The organism is Thermoflexus hugenholtzii JAD2 (assembly GCF_900187885.1).
In the GTDB taxonomy this organism is placed as follows: Bacteria; Chloroflexota; Anaerolineae; order Thermoflexales; family Thermoflexaceae; genus Thermoflexus; species Thermoflexus hugenholtzii.
Window position 1 is genome coordinate 253,977 of the sequence record NZ_FYEK01000003.1, and the last position, 14,226, is coordinate 268,202.

Sequence of the window (14,226 nt, forward strand, 5' to 3'; positions counted from 1 at the left end):
CTCGCCCGTGTGGAAGAGAATCAGCGTCGCCTGGAAGAGGCCCTCGCTCGCCTGGCCGAAGCCCAGGCCCGCACCGAAGAACGCGTGGCCCGCTTGGAGGAGGGCCAGCGCCGCCTGGAGGAAGCCCTCGCCCGCCTAACCGAAGCCCAGGCCCGCACCGAAGAACGCGTGGCCCGCTTGGAGGAGGGCCAGCGCCGCCTGGAGGAAGCCCTCGCCCGCCTAACCGAAGCCCAGGCCCAGGCGGAAGAACGCATCGCCCGACTGGAGCGGCTAATGGAACAGATGACTCGCCAGGTCGGGGCCTTGAGCGATGTGATCGGCGGCGACCTCGAGGACGCCGCCTACATCGTCATCCACGACACGTTCACCCGGGAGCTGGGATGGAAGGTGGACGTCCTGGAACGCACCTTCCTGCGCTGGGACGACCACGAGCTGGAAGTCGATATCATGGGCCGGGCCTATGACCCCGCCCGCCCCAAATACGAAATCTGGATCGTAGGGGAGACCAAACACAACATCACCGTCGGGGAGGTGGAGCGGTTCGCTAAAAAGCTGCCCCTGATCTCGGAATATCTGACCCATCAGAGGGGAGAGAAGAAAGAGCGTCTCATCGTCCCCGTATGCTTCTGCTATCGGGCCCGTCCCGAGGTGCGGGAACGGATCTACAATCTGGGCTTCCACCTGGTTTTCTCCTACGGACGGGTCATCTGGGGGAAAGGCGGTCCCCCCGTCTCCAGGCGAAAAAAGACAGCTTCCCGAAAGGGAGCGCGGTAAAGGTCAAGCCTCGCCCTCCCAAATGGAGACCGTCCCCCGGAGGGCGGTGCGCGGATATGGCCGGTCTCGCCCTCCGGGTTCTATCTTTTCCTGAGGAGCGCCATCCATGACGCCACGCACCCTGCTCATGATCCCCGGTCCCGTCGAGGTGGACCCCGAGGTCCTGGCCGCGATGGCCCGCCCGCCTCTCAGCCACATGTCCTCCGCCTTCGCCGTCCTGATGCAGGAGTCCCTGGACGGCCTTCGGGAGGTCTTCGACGCCCCCGACGGCCAGCCCTTCCTGATCCCCGGGTCCGGAACCCTGGCGATGGAGATGGCCCTGGCCAACCTGGTGGAGCCGGGGGATCGGGTGGTGGTCGTGGACACCGGCTACTTCGCCGCCCGGATGGCCGAGCTGGCCGAATGGCTGGACGCGCACGTTATCCGGGTGACGGCGGAGCCCGGCGCCCTGCCGGATGAGAGCCAAATCGAAGCGGCACTGCAGCAGGGGGCGAAGGTCCTCACCCTCACCCACGTCGACACCTCCACTGGGGTCGTGGCCCCGGTGGAGCGCTGGGCTCCCCTGGCCCACCGCTACGGCGCCCTGGTGGTCGTCGACGGCGTGTGCGCCGTGGGCGGGCAACGCTTTCACCAGACCGCCTGGGAGGTCGATGTCGCCCTCACCGGGTCCCAGAAGGCGCTGGCCGTGCCGCCGGGGCTGGCCATCGTTGTCGCCCGCCCCTCCGCCCTGGAGGCCTATCGACGCCGGCGAACCCGGACGCGATCTTATTACGCCGATTGGGGGAAGTGGCTCCCGGTGATGGAGGCCTTCCAGGCCGGCCGCCCTGCCTATTTCGCCACCCCCGCCGTCAACCTGGTGGCCGCCATGGCCGTCTCCCTCCGCTGCATCCGCGCCGAGGGGATGGAGGCGCGATGGGCCCGCCACGAGCGGATCGCCCGCGCCTTCCGGGCCGGAATGCAGTCGATGGAGCTGGAGATGGTGCCCCGGGATCCCGCCTGGGCCGCCGTCACCCTGAGCGTGATCTATTACCCCAATGGGATCGATGACCGCCTGATCCGGGAGATCGAAGCGGCCGGGGTGACGGTGGCCGGGGCCATCCACCCCGCCCTGCGCGGCCGCTCCTTCCGGGTCGGCCATATGGGGGAGATCGGCCTGCCGGCCCTCCTCCAGACCCTCAGCGCCATCGAGATCGCCCTGCGCCGCCTGGGGCACCCGGTCACCCCCGGGGCCGGCGTCGCCGCCGCCCAGGCCGAATGGACCCGCTGAACATCCCACCTCCGGGAGGGGGGCGGCTTCCTGCCGTCCCCCTCTCACTCCCCCTGCCGATCTTCACCTCTTCTCCCTGTTGGAACTCACTATCCTGGGGCTTCCCAAAGCGGGATACTAAAAACGGATCTCAGTGAAATCGCAACGCTGGATCCTGTAGACATCGCACGCGCATCGGGCTTGAGGATGGGGGAGGATCCCATGAAGATTTACATTGATCGGGACTTGTGCACGGGCAGTCTCCCCTTCTGCGTTCGGTGCTTCGCTTTCCTGGCGGAACATCCGCTGGGTGTGGATCGCCCCTGCATCACTCAGATCCTTCTCAACAACGGGGAGACGGTCACCTTCGTGATCCGCACGGAAGGGGAGACCGTGACCCTGACGCTGGATCCGGCCACCCGGGAGCGGGTGATCACCGAAGGCTGGGACGCGCTGGTTCCCTTCGTTCCCTCTTTCTTCCGCGCCTGAAGGCGGAACGCGCGGCTTCCCTGCCCTCGGGATCGTTCAGGGCCCGAGGGAAAGCAGGACATCGGCGGGCATCCCGGCCTTCAGCCGTCCCTCCGGGTTGGGCACCCGCACGGTCACCGGGAAGACCAACGCCTGACGCTCCTCCCGGGTCTGGACGTTGCGGGGGGTGAAGGTCGCCTCCGGTGCGATGCGGGCGATCACACCGGGGAATGTTTCGCCGGGGAAGGCATCCACCTGAACCTTCACAGGCTGGCCCACACGCAGCCGCCCCACCTGCCCCACCGGCACATAAATCGTGATCTCCAAGGGATCCACCGTGCTGAGGCTGAGGACAGGTTGTCCGGCCCCCAGGGTTTCTCCGACACGGGCCAGATGCTCGGAAACCGTCGCGGTGAAGGGCGCGGTGAGGCGTAGCCGTTCGACCTGCAAGCGCAGCAGATCCCGTCGCGCCTCGGCCAGGGCCACGGCCGCCCGGGCCGCATCCCGCTCCCATCGCGCAGGCCCGTTCCGGGCGCGATCCAGCCGGGCCTGGGCCGCCCGGACGGCGGCCTCCGCCGCCCGGGCCTGCGCCTCCGCCGCATGGACCTGGGCCTGTAACGCGAGGGGCTGCTGGCGGATCCGAAGGAGGCCCTCCAGTCGGGCCCGGGCGGCATCCCGCTCCGCCTCCGCCGCCCGCAACGCCGCTTCCGCCGCGGCCACCTGCCGGTCGGCGATCTCCCGCTGATCAAAGGGCAGACGATCCCGCTCCGCCCGCGCCTTCTCCAGATCGGCCCGGGCCCGTTCCACTCCCTGCTCCGCCGCCGCCAGCGCCGTCCGGGCCTCCAAGATCTGGCGCTCCAGATCCTGAGGCGTCTGCAGCTGACGCAGGGCCATCCGCCAGAGCCCTTCGGCCATGGCGCGTTCCGCCTCCGCCTGGCGGACCTGCGCGGCGAGGGCAGCGAGCTGCTCCGGTGAGGCCCCCGCCTCCAGCGCGGCGAGCTCCGCCCGGGCCGCCTCCACCGCCGCCTCCGCTTCCTGGAATTGTTGCCGGAGGACCGGATCCTCCAGCTCGGCGACGATCTCTCCCGCCTCCACCGTCGTCCCCTCATCCGCCAGCCAGCGCACCGTTCCCCCTACCTCTGTCGAAAGGCGAACGCTCCGACCCGTGAGGGTGCCGGAGAACCGCATCTCTATCCCCTCGGCGCTTCGAGGGGGCCGTAGAAGAGCCCATCCTCCGATCCCCCCGATGATCCCGAGCATCAGGAGCATCTGCATTGCAGCGAAGCGGCGCATTCGGGATCCTCCTTCAAGGGAGCTCAACGTCCACGGGCACTCCCGGCTTCAGACGACCGTCCGGGTTCTCCAGGCGGATGCGCACCGCGAAGGTCAGGCGCGCCCGCTCCTCCGGGCTCTGGACGTTGCGCGGGGTGAAGGAGGCCTCCTCCGCGATCTGAACGATCACCCCCTCAAACCGCTCGCCCGGGAACCCCTCCACGGTCACCGGGACCTTCATCCCGGGTCGCACCCGACCCAGCGCGGCCTCCGGGATGTAGACGACCAGCTCCAGAGTCTGGAGATCCATCAGCTGCAGCACCCGGGTCCCAGGGGCCACCCGCTCGCCGGGCTCCACCGCCCGCAACGCCACGATCCCTCCCTGTGGAGCGAGAAGCTGGAAGCGGGCGCGGCGGGCTTTCAGGGCCTCCAGGGCCGCCTCCGCTTGCCGCAAGCGTGCCCGCGCGGCTTCCCGCTGCTCCGGCGAGGCACCCGCCCGGAGGGCCGCCTGCTGCGCCCGGGCGGCCTCCAACGCGGCCTCCGCGGCCCGATACCGCCCCTCCGCCTCCACCACCTGCGCCCGCAACGCGATCGGATCCCGGATCACCGCATCCAAGTATTCCAGGAGGGCACGGCTTCCATCGTAGGCGGCGCCGGCCCGGTTGACCTCCGCCCAGGCGGACCAGTAAGCATAGGCCGCGTCCCGCACCTCCGCAGGCAACGGCGGACGGAGAGGTGGGGGAAGCCGCTCCCACTCCCGCATCGCCGCCTCGGCCCGGCTCTTCAACCGCTCCGCGATGTCCTTCAGGGCCACCGCCTGCTCCAGCCGCGCCTGGGCCACCCGGACCTGCGCGGCGGCCACCTCCCGCTGGAGCAGGAGTTCCTGAGGCTCCCGGAGCATCGCCTGCGCGTCCTGCCAGGCCTGATAGGCGCCGTCCCGCAAGGCCTGGGCCTGGTCCACCCGCGCGGCCGCCTCCCGCAGATCTTCCTCCCGGGGCCCCGCCTCCAGGGCTTCCAGCGCGGCCCGGGCCTGCGCCACCTGGGCCTCGGCCATTCGGATCTGGGCCTCCAGAAAAGCCGGGTCCAGATCCACGAGAGGCTGCCCGGGCCGGACGACATCCCCTTCCTCCACCCGAACTTGAAGCACCCGACCGCCCTCCACCGCGATCACGTCGACCGTCCGCGCCTCCAGATAACCGGAGACCACCAGCGGCCGAGCGGCCCCCGGCCGGCAGGCGCTGAGCAGGACGAGCAACCCCAGCCACCATCCGAGGTGTTTGCGTTCGTTCATCGAAGCGCACCTCCTGACCGCGAAGGGAGTTCCGCCTCCTGCGCCGCCTGATCCACCAGCCAGAGGAACACATCCTCCAGAGAAGGCCGGATCCACTCCACGGAGATCTCCTCCAGGCCTGCCTCCTCCAGACGGCGGCGGATCTCCTCGATGGAGAGCCCCGGATCCCGGGGATAGGCGTGGATCCGGGCACCGTGGAAGGCAACGTGCTGGAAGAAGGGCCAGTCCCGCAAGAGAAGGAAAGCCCGCTCCAGCGGCGTGGCGGAGATCGCGACGATCCCCTTTGGCCCCGCCCGCTCCTTGAGCTCGAAAGGGGTTCCCTGGGCCAGCAGGCGCCCGTTGTGGATGAGCGCCAGGCGGGAGCACTGCTCCGCCTCATCCATATAATGCGTGGTGACGAAGATCGTCACCCCCCGCTCGGCCAGCTGGTAAAGCAACGCCCAGATCTCCCGGCGGGCCAGGGGGTCCATCCCCGCGGTGGGCTCGTCGAGGAACATGATCTCCGGCTCGTGGAGCAGGGCCACCGCCAGGGCCATCCGTTGCCGCCAGCCTCCCGCCAGGTGACGGACCAGACGCCGGGACTGCCCGGCCAGATCCAGCCGCTCCAGCAACATCGGGATCCGCTCCCGGAGCCGTTGGGCGGGCAATCCATAAGCGGCCCCATAAAACCGCAGCGTCTCCTCCACGGAGAGATCCGGATACAGGCTGAACCGCTGGCTCACGTAACCGATGCGCGGGCGGATCCGCGCGGTCTCCCGGGTGGCATCATGCCCGAGCACCCACGCCCGGCCCTCCGTGGGCTCCAGCAGCCCCAGCAGCATGCGGATGGTGGTGGTCTTCCCCGCCCCGTTCGGCCCCAGGAAGCCGAAGATTTCCCCCCGCCGGACCTCAAAGGAGACGTGATCCACAGCGGTGAACGCGCCGAACCGCCGGGTTAAGCCCTCCGCTCGGACCACCACCTCAGCCACGGCCTCCCTCCCGACGCATCAGGTAGGCGAACACCTCCTCCAGACGCGGAGGGACCCAGCGGGCCTCCTGAACCTCGATCCCCGGAAGCGCCCGCAGCGCTGCGACGAGCTCGGAAAGGGCCACTCCGTCCTCCCGGACCACCGCCCGCACCCGATCCCCCAGGACCACAGCCTCCAGAACCGCCGGATGGGCCGCCAGGGCCGCCTGGGCCCGCAGGACCGGCTGAGCGAGGATCTCGATCACCGGATGGCGGAACGAAGATCGCAGCCTCCCTGGCATGTCCACCGCCAGCATCCGCCCCTGGTGCATCAGGGCGACCCGGGTGCAGCGCTCCGCCTCATCGAGATACGGCGTGGTGACGACGATGGTCACCCCCCGCATATGGAACTCGCTGAGCAGATCCCAGAGCTCCCGCCGCGACAGCGGGTCCACCCCCGTGGTGGGCTCGTCCAGGAGCAGCAAGCGGGGCCGGTGGACCATCGCCCCGATCAGGGCCAGCTTCTTCTGCATGCCCCCGGAGAGCTGCGCCGCCCGGCGATCCAGGAACGGCTCCAGGCGGGCGAAGCCCAGCATCCGCCGGATCCATTCGGGGTCCCGCGATCCATACATCGTCGCAAAGAAAGATAGGTTCTCGCGGACCGTGAGATCTCCATAGAGGCTGAAGCTCTGGGGCATGTAACCCAGGGATCGACGGATCCGCTCGGGCTCGCGCAGCAGATCCCGCCCTAGCACCCGGATCGTCCCCGCGTCCGGCCGCAGGACCCCGGCGAGGAGACGCAGCAGCGTGGTCTTCCCCGCCCCGTCCGGCCCAATGATCCCGAAGATCTCTCCGTCCTCCACCACGAACGAGAGATCCCGGAGGGCATGCACCGCCCCGAATCGTTTCTCCAGATGTTCGACCCACACCGCTTCGCCAGCCATAACCTGCTGAAGCCGCGATATTGATCTTCCTGTGAGAGGGGCTTTCGCCCCGAACCCTTCGTCTCCGATGACGCAGGGGGTCGCGGCGGAAGCCGCTCCTACTCCAGCCGCTTCCGGAAGCGGCGGGCCGCCAGGCCCATGGCCGCTACCCCGAACAGGAGGAGCGCAACAGTCTCATCCCACAACGGCTCGATGCCTACCCCTTTCACGATGATGCTGCGCAGGATCACCAGCATGTAGCGGAGAGGGATCAGATAACTGATCCACTGAAGGACCTGAGGCATCGCTTGAATGGGAAAGAGAAGGCCGGCCAGGAAAATGGAAGGCAGGAGGAGGAAATAGGTCAGCAACATCGCCTCCCGCTGCGTGGAGGCCACCGTGGAGATCAGCAGCCCCAGCCCCAGGGAGGAAAGCAAGAACAACCCGGAGAGGGCCAGGAGCAGGCCCAGGTTCCCCCGGAAGGGCACCCGGAACCAGAGGGCCCCCAGGGTCAGGATGATGGCGAAATCGATGTAGGCGATCAGGACGTAAGGGGCCACCTTCCCCACCACCAGCTCGACCGGCCGGATGGGCGTGACGATGAGCTGCTCCATCGTCCCCTGCTCCCGTTCCCGGACGATGGCCTGGGCCGTGAGGAGCATGGTGAGGAACTGAAGGATGGCACCGATCAGGCCCGGGATCATATAGTTGGCGCTGCGCATCTCCGGGTTATACCAGACCCGGGGACGTGGATCCAGGCCGGGCATCCGCCGGGGATCCAGGTTCAGCGTCCGCCGGAGGATCTGCGTGGAGTGGTTCTGGGCGATGGAGAGGGCCGCCGCGTAGGCATTGCTGGCCACCGCGGGGTCGCTGCCGTCGATGATCAGCCCCACCGTGGCCAGGCGGCCGGCCAGGACATCCGCCCCGTATCCCTTCGGGATCAGCAGGGCCGCCTGGGCGATCCCTGCATCCAGCAGCCGCGCCAGATCCTCCTGTCGCTCCACATAGCCGATGATGCGAAAGACATCCACCGCCCGATAGGTGTCCACCAGCTCCTGGCTCTGGGGAGTGCGATCCCAGTCCAGGACCACCATGGGCACGTGCTTCACATCGGTGGTCGCCGCATAGCCCAGCAGGAAGAGCTGGACCACGGGGATCATGAACATCACCGCCAGGGTGCGGGGATCCCGCACGATGTGCAACACTTCTTTGTAGATCACCGCCCCGATGCGCTGGAACATCCCAGCCTTCATCTCCCGAAGGAGGATCACACCCAGCAGAGGCGTAGCGGCGCGGCACCCATGCTGTTGGTCAAGTTGGGGGCGAAAAATTTTTCGCCTCTCCTCCCGCCGAGCCTTCCCCGGCCTCTGGGTTCAGGATCCCATGCAGATACACCTCCAGGGCCTCCATGAACAGCTGGCGGGCCGGCACCGGGGATCGGAGACGCAGCAAATGGCTCAGGAGAGCCTGCGAGAGGAAAAGGCCCATGAAGAGACGGGCGCTGATCCGCGGGTCCAGCGGACGCACCCTCCCTTTGGCCTGCTGCGCGGTCAAATAAGCCGTGATGGCCTCCAGGCCCGGGCGGATCGCCCGATTGACGAAGATCCGTCGGATCCGGCCGTTGCGGATCGCCTCGGGCAACAACAACCGCAGCGCCGCCATCCTCGCTGGATCCTCATACAGGGAGAGCCCGATCCGCATCACCTCGGCGAGGAACTCCCGAGGCGGGGCCCCCCGCATCTCCCGGGCCATGCGCCGCAGGGGGAGGATGAAAGACTTGGCCTCCACCACCGCCTGGAAAAGATCCTCCTTGTTCCGGAAATACCAGTAGATCAGGCCCGGTGAGATCCCGGCCTCCCGGGCGATCTCCCGGTTCGAGGTCCCCCGGAAGCCCTTGCGAAGGAAAACCCGGAAGGCAGCCTCGATGATCCGCTGACGCATGGCCTCCCGGTCTCGGCTCCGGCGACGATCAGATCCCTGACCCATCCCCTCCCCCGTTGAATTCATGAGTGAGCTCAGGCCGGAGACAGCTCGTGGGCCCTCCAGGCTCCTCAGGATGTTCAAAATTGATTGATCGATCAATCAATATAGTAACCCATATCGAGCCTTGGGTCAAGAAGCCCCCCAGGTATGGGAAAAGGAAGGGGCCGGGAGGGCATCCGGGGTTCCTCCCGGCCCTCGAACGAAGGCCTTGCCTCGAGGTCAGCAATCTCCGCCGGGCTTCCCCCACCGCCCCAGGATGTCCAGAACCGGACGGGCCTCGTCGGATCCGGACGGCGTATAGGAGGAAAGCCCGGCGAGCCCGATGAGAACCATCATCCCCCAGCGGGCCGCTGGGAGGCGGCTTAGCCCCTGAAGCAACCCGCCCGCTTCAAGGAAGAGGGGATATAGCTTATGGACCCATACCGGGATGGCCAGAAGGAACTCCCTCCATGCCAGCGCGAGCCCCAAGCCGATCAGGAGGAAGAGCAAGAAAGCCCCCCGGCTTTCCCATGCGGCGACCCGCCGGATCCGTCGCATCACCCGCAGGGAGAGGTCAGGAGGAGGAGGCGCTGGGGGAGCCGCTCGAAGCCAGGCGTCGGCCATGCGGGCAGCCTCCCACAGGGTCTGACAGGCCGGGCAGAGCATCCGATGAGCCTCCCACTCCCGGGCCTCAGAGCCCGTGAGCCCACCCTCCAAGAGATCGATCATCCGCTCGCGAAACCGGTCACAGGTCATGGCCTCCTCCGGATGCAGACGGATCCCTTCCGTTCAGAGCACCGGCGAGGAGATGGGGTTTGAGCAGCTCGGCCAAGCGGAGGCGGGCCCGATGGAGACGAACGCGGACGGTCCCCGGCTGCAGGCCCAGGATGGAAGCGATCTCCTCGCACGAGCGCTCATGCCAGTAATACAGGATCAGGACGGCGCGTTCCTCCGGTTTCAGCTGGCCCAGGGCCTCCCGCAGGCATGCCTCCTGCTCCTGACGTTCCACCAGCGCGTCCGGTCGGGCTTCCTCTGGCGTCTGGGGCTCCGGGTGCACGTCCTCGAGAGGGAGAACGGGACGCCGGGCGCGAATCCGGTCGATGCAGTAGTGGGCCGCGATCGACAGGATCCAGGAGGCAGGCCGGTGCGCCGGATCATACGCATGGAGCCGGCGATAAATCCGGAGGAAGACCTCCTGGGTGGCATCCTCGGCTTCGTGGGGATCCCCCAGCATGCGATAGCACAGGTTGTAGATGGGGCGGGTGTAGGCGGCCACCAGCCGCTCAAAGGCGTTCAGATCCCCATTGCGAGCAGCCAGGATCCAGTCTCGTTCGCCCTCCGACGAGCCCTGGACGCCCATCCCTCCCCCTCGCTTTGGCTTTCGACCCCATCTTCCTCTACGAGGAAGAGCGTTCTCCAGTTACAGGTCGCGCCGGACGATGTAGGGCAACTGCTCGCAGTTGCCCCGGAAGGGAAGAGCCCAGGGCTAATCGAAGAGCAAGTGGGCGATCCACCCGGCCAGAAGGGGCATGAACAGGGTGGAGATCAGACGTGCCATCATCAGGCGCGGGCCCAGGAGGGCGAACTCCAGTGGCAGCCGGGTGAGGGACCAGAGGGACCAGGCGGTGACGAAGGCGACCACCGCGCCGATGCCGGCTCCGGCCCGATAGAGCATCGCGACCAGGGGGAAGGAGACGAAGGGCCCGCCGGGGATCAGCATCCCCACCCCACTGGCGATCAGGATCCCTCGCCAGCCCGAGCTGGGCCCCAGCCACCGCGCGATCGCTTCACGGGGGATCAGGACCTCTGAGAAGCCGATGACGATGAAGATCCCGAGGAAGAGCGGGAGGAAGTCGCGCACGGCCCGCCCCACCCCCCGCCATCCGGCCGCCGCCACCTCCCCGCCCCGCGCATAGGCCACCCCCACCATCCCCACCGCGAGGATCAGCACCACAGCGGTCCCGACATCCATAGGGATCCCCCTTTTCTTCATATGCGATCTGGCTCCCTCAGGGCGGAATTCCTCACGCACTGCGCTTCCGGGCGTAGTGCTCTTGCAGGCTCATCACCGTGAAGTCCCGCTCGCGAATGGCCCGGATGGCCTGGACGGCGGCGGCGGCGGCGGAGAGGGTGGTGAGCAACGGCACCCCGTAGCGCACAGCCGCCTGGCGGATCCGCATGCCGTCGGTGTAGGCCCGCGGCCCCAGGGGGGTGTTCAGGATCAGCTGCACCCGCCCCTCCCGGATGGCGTCCACCACGTGGGGGGAGCCCTCGCTCACCTTATTCACCACCTCCACCGGCAATCCCACCCGTCGCAGGGCCTCCGCCGTGCCCCGCGTGGCCATCAGTCGGAAGCCCAGGCGATAGAAATCCCGGGCGATCTTCAACACGTTCCCTTTGTCGAAATCGTTCACCGAGAGCAGCACCGTGCCACCGAGGGGTAAAGCATCCCCAGCCGCCATCTCCGCCTTGGCGAAGGCGTGGCCGAAGGTCTCCGCCCAGCCCATCACCTCGCCGGTGGATTTCATCTCAGGGCCCAGGATGGCGTCCGCACCCGGCAGCTTGCGGAACGGAAGGACCGCCTCCTTGACGAAGAACGCCCGAACCTCCGGCGAACGGGTGAAGCCGATCTCCTCTAAGGACTGCCCCAGCATCACCCGGGTGGCGATGCGGGCCAGGGGAACCCCGGTGGCTTTGCTGATGAAGGGTACGGTGCGGGAGGCCCGCGGGTTGGCCTCCAGGACGTAGACGATGTCGTCCTTGATGGCGAACTGGATGTTGATCAGCCCCCGCACCCCCAGGGCCAGGGCGATCCGCTCGGTGTATTCCTCGATGATCTGGAGGTGATAGCGGGAGATCTTGTAGGGCGGCAGCACGCAGGCGGAATCTCCGGAGTGCACCCCGGCTTCCTCGATGTGCTGGAGGATGCCCCCGATGACCACGTGCTTCCCATCCGCCACCGCGTCCACCTCGGCCTCGTAGGCATCTTCCAGGAAGCGATCGATCAGCACCGGTCGCTCCGGAGAGACCCACACCGCTTCGGCCATATAGGCCTTCAAGGTCTCCTCATCGTAACAGATGGCCATGGCCCGCCCGCCCAGGACATAGCTGGGCCGGACCAGAACCGGGTAGCCGATGCGCCGGGCGACCTCAAGGGCCTCCTCGACGGACGTCGCCGTCCCATGCTCCGGCTGAGGGATGTCCAGGTCCCGCAACAGGGCGCTGAACCGCCCTCGATCCTCCGCCAGGTCGATGGCGTCGGGGGAAGTGCCCAGGATGGGCACCCCGGCGCGGTGCAGGGGCATGGTGAGGTTGAGGGCCGTCTGCCCCCCGAACTGCACGATGACGCCGAGGGGCCGCTCCCGCTCAACGATGTTCAGCACATCCTCCAGGGTCAACGGCTCAAAATACAGGCGATCCGAGGTGTCGTAGTCCGTGCTCACCGTCTCCGGGTTGGAGTTCACCATGATCGATTCGATCCCCAGCTCCCGTAGGGCGAAGGCGGCCTGGCAACAGCTGTAATCGAACTCGATCCCCTGCCCGATGCGGTTGGGGCCGCTGCCGACGATCACCACCTTGGGGCGATCCGTCGGCGGAGCCTCATCGCTCTCCTCGTAGGTGCTGTAAAGATAGGGCGTGTAAGCCTCGAACTCCGCCGCGCAGGTGTCCACCTGGGCGTAGCGCGGGCGGATGCCCAGGGCTTCCCGGCGGCGGCGGACCGCCTCCTCCGTGCAGCCGAAGAAGGCCGCCAGCTGGGCGTCCGAGAACCCCTCCCGCTTGGCCTGGCGCAACAGGCTTGCCGGGACTGTGGCCAGGGTGTAGCGGCGCAGCTCCCGTTGCCGCTCGACCAGCTCGGCCATCTGAACGACGAACCAGGGGTCGTATCCGGTGAGGGCGGCGACCTCCTCGACCGGCATTCCAGCCATCAGGGCGTCGTGGACGGCCCGCAGACGATCCGGGTTCGGGCAGGCCAGGGCGGCCCGCAGATCGGAGGGCCGCCGCTCCGGCGGGAATCCCTCAAAGCCCTTCGCCCCGATCTCCAACCCCCGCATCGCCTTCTGGAGCGCCTCCTTGAAAGTCCGCCCGATAGCCATCACCTCCCCCACGGATTTCATCTGGGGGCCGAGGGTCGGATCGGCGCCGGGGAACTTCTCGAAGGCCCACCGGGGGATCTTCACCACCACGTAATCGATGGCCGGCTCGAAAGCGGCCACCGTGCGCCGCGTGATCTCGTTGCGGAGCTCGTCCAGGGTGTAGCCCACTGCGAGGAGTGCGGCGATCTTGGCGATGGGAAAGCCCGTGGCCTTGGAGGCCAGGGCGGAGGAGCGGGAGACCCGCGGGTTCATCTCGATGACCCGCATCCGGCCATCGCGGGGATTCACGGCGAACTGGACGTTGGAGCCGCCGGTCTCTACCCCCACCGCGTGCATCACCGCCCGGGCCCAGTCCCGCATGCGCTGATACTCCTTATCCGTGAGGGTCTGGGCCGGGGCCAGGGTGATGGAGTCCCCGGTGTGTATGCCCATGGGGTCCAGGTTCTCGATGGAGCACACCACCACGAAGTTGTCGTGGCGATCCCGCATCACCTCCAGCTCGAACTCCTTCCAGCCCAGAAGGGACTCCTCGATGAGGGCCGAGCCGACGGGGCTGAGGCGCAGCGCCAGATCCACGCGATCGATCAGCTCCTCCCGGGAACGGGCGACGCCGGCCCCGGTGCCGCCCAGGGTGAAGGAAGGGCGGATGAGCACCGGGTAGCCCACCTGCTCGGCGAAGGCCAGCGCCTCCTCCACGGAGCGGGCCAGGACACTGCGGGGGACCTCCAGGCCGGCTTTCTCCATCGCCTCTTTGAAGGCGAGGCGGTCCTCCGCGATGCGGATCGCCTGAGGGGAGGCGCCGATGAGCTCCACCCCGTAGCGCGCCAGGACCCCCTGTTCGTGCAGCGCCATAGCCAGGTTCAGGGCGGTCTGGCCGCCCAGGGTGGGGAGCAACGCGTCCGGGCGCTCCCGGGCGATGATCCGCTCGAGGATCTCCGGGACCAGGGGCTCGATGTAGGTGGCATCAGCCATCTCGGGGTCGGTCATGATAGTGGCCGGGTTGGAGTTGACCAGGATCACCCGATAGCCTTCCCGCCGCAGGACCTTGAGGGCCTGGGTCCCCGAATAGTCGAACTCGGCCGCCTGGCCGATCACAATCGGCCCGGAGCCGATGACCAGGATGGAGCGGATGTCGGTGCGCCGCGGCATCCGGATTCCCACCTCGCTTCACAAATGGGCGGGCGTTTCCCAAAGCCCGCCCCTGTATAGACAAAAGAGTTCGGGGCTAAAGCCCCTCCTACAGAAAGAAA

12 protein-coding genes and 1 pseudogene are annotated in these 14,226 nt (G+C 67.8%); 3 read left to right on the forward strand and 10 right to left on the reverse strand.

Features of this window, described 5'->3' with window-relative positions; genetic code table 11:
* The 3 genes and pseudogenes from CFB18_RS01650 to CFB18_RS01660 form a co-directional block, all read left to right on the forward strand.
* Positions 1-774: pseudogene (locus CFB18_RS01650) on the forward strand (hypothetical protein); the annotation flags it as partial.
* 106 nt (positions 775-880) lie between these two features.
* On the forward strand, positions 881-2,041 hold the full coding sequence (locus CFB18_RS01655; RefSeq protein ID WP_200808027.1) for a pyridoxal-phosphate-dependent aminotransferase family protein: 1,161 nt from the start codon (positions 881-883) through the stop codon (positions 2,039-2,041).
* A gap of 201 nt (positions 2,042-2,242) precedes the next feature.
* On the forward strand, positions 2,243-2,509 hold the full coding sequence (locus CFB18_RS01660; protein WP_088570062.1) for a hypothetical protein: 267 nt from the start codon (positions 2,243-2,245) through the stop codon (positions 2,507-2,509).
* A gap of 36 nt (positions 2,510-2,545) precedes the next feature.
* Here the strand turns inward: CFB18_RS01660 and CFB18_RS01665 are convergent, their stop codons facing one another.
* The 10 genes from CFB18_RS01665 to carB all read right to left on the reverse strand — a co-directional run bounded on the left by CFB18_RS01665 (position 2,546) and on the right by carB (position 14,125).
* On the reverse strand, positions 2,546-3,781 hold the full coding sequence (locus CFB18_RS01665; protein ID WP_088570063.1) for an HlyD family secretion protein: 1,236 nt from the start codon (positions 3,779-3,781) through the stop codon (positions 2,546-2,548).
* Positions 3,782-3,794: 13 nt separating this feature from the next.
* Positions 3,795-5,051, reverse strand: a complete 1,257-nt coding sequence (locus CFB18_RS16155) for an HlyD family secretion protein (RefSeq protein WP_088570064.1) — start codon at positions 5,049-5,051, stop codon at positions 3,795-3,797.
* Positions 5,048-6,019, reverse strand: a complete 972-nt coding sequence (locus CFB18_RS01675; protein WP_088570065.1) for an ABC transporter ATP-binding protein — start codon at positions 6,017-6,019, stop codon at positions 5,048-5,050. Before CFB18_RS01675 ends, CFB18_RS16155 begins: the two co-directional genes overlap by 4 nt.
* Positions 6,012-6,941, reverse strand: a complete 930-nt coding sequence (locus CFB18_RS01680) for an ABC transporter ATP-binding protein (RefSeq protein ID WP_088570066.1) — start codon at positions 6,939-6,941, stop codon at positions 6,012-6,014. Before CFB18_RS01680 ends, CFB18_RS01675 begins: the two co-directional genes overlap by 8 nt.
* A gap of 98 nt (positions 6,942-7,039) precedes the next feature.
* A complete protein-coding gene (locus tag CFB18_RS01685; protein WP_088570067.1) occupies positions 7,040-8,161 on the reverse strand; it encodes an ABC transporter permease in 1,122 nt (373 codons plus the stop codon).
* Positions 8,162-8,231: 70 nt separating this feature from the next.
* Positions 8,232-8,861 carry a TetR/AcrR family transcriptional regulator gene (locus tag CFB18_RS01690; protein WP_159461521.1) on the reverse strand — a complete coding sequence of 210 codons (630 nt, stop codon included), beginning with the start codon at positions 8,859-8,861 and terminating at the stop codon, positions 8,232-8,234.
* Positions 8,862-9,122: 261 nt separating this feature from the next.
* Entirely contained in the window at positions 9,123-9,638 is a 516-nt protein-coding gene (locus CFB18_RS01695; RefSeq protein ID WP_088570069.1) for an anti-sigma factor family protein, read from the reverse strand.
* Complete coding sequence (locus CFB18_RS01700) at positions 9,628-10,242, reverse strand: RNA polymerase sigma factor (protein WP_088570070.1); 615 nt, start codon at positions 10,240-10,242, stop codon at positions 9,628-9,630. The genes CFB18_RS01695 and CFB18_RS01700 overlap by 11 nt, the downstream gene beginning before the upstream one ends.
* A gap of 126 nt (positions 10,243-10,368) precedes the next feature.
* Entirely contained in the window at positions 10,369-10,854 is a 486-nt protein-coding gene (locus CFB18_RS01705; protein ID WP_159461522.1) for a permease, read from the reverse strand.
* Between the two features lie 52 nt (positions 10,855-10,906).
* Positions 10,907-14,125 (reverse strand): carbamoyl-phosphate synthase large subunit, encoded by a 3,219-nt coding sequence (gene carB, locus CFB18_RS01710; protein WP_088570072.1) that lies wholly within the window; start codon positions 14,123-14,125, stop codon positions 10,907-10,909.
* Between the last annotated feature and the right edge of the window lie 101 nt (positions 14,126-14,226).

Bases quoted from the DNA above. Each gene is read 5' to 3' on its own strand.
- CFB18_RS01660 (WP_088570062.1), top strand. From the start codon at position 2,243: ATGAAGATTTACATTGATCGGGACTTGTGCACGGGCAGTCTCCCCTTC.
- CFB18_RS01685 (WP_088570067.1), bottom strand. From the start codon at position 8,161: ATGTTCCAGCGCATCGGGGCGGTGATCTACAAAGAAGTGTTGCACATC.
- CFB18_RS01705 (WP_159461522.1), bottom strand. From the start codon at position 10,854: ATGGATGTCGGGACCGCTGTGGTGCTGATCCTCGCGGTGGGGATGGTG.
- carB (WP_088570072.1), bottom strand. From the start codon at position 14,125: ATGCCGCGGCGCACCGACATCCGCTCCATCCTGGTCATCGGCTCCGGG.
- CFB18_RS16155 (WP_088570064.1), bottom strand. From the start codon at position 5,051: ATGAACGAACGCAAACACCTCGGATGGTGGCTGGGGTTGCTCGTCCTG.
- CFB18_RS01700 (WP_088570070.1), bottom strand. From the start codon at position 10,242: ATGGGCGTCCAGGGCTCGTCGGAGGGCGAACGAGACTGGATCCTGGCT.
- CFB18_RS01695 (WP_088570069.1), bottom strand. From the start codon at position 9,638: ATGACCTGTGACCGGTTTCGCGAGCGGATGATCGATCTCTTGGAGGGT.
- CFB18_RS01680 (WP_088570066.1), bottom strand. From the start codon at position 6,941: ATGGCTGGCGAAGCGGTGTGGGTCGAACATCTGGAGAAACGATTCGGG.
- CFB18_RS01665 (WP_088570063.1), bottom strand. From the start codon at position 3,781: ATGCGCCGCTTCGCTGCAATGCAGATGCTCCTGATGCTCGGGATCATC.
- CFB18_RS01690 (WP_159461521.1), bottom strand. From the start codon at position 8,861: ATGCGTCAGCGGATCATCGAGGCTGCCTTCCGGGTTTTCCTTCGCAAG.
- CFB18_RS01655 (WP_200808027.1), top strand. From the start codon at position 881: ATGACGCCACGCACCCTGCTCATGATCCCCGGTCCCGTCGAGGTGGAC.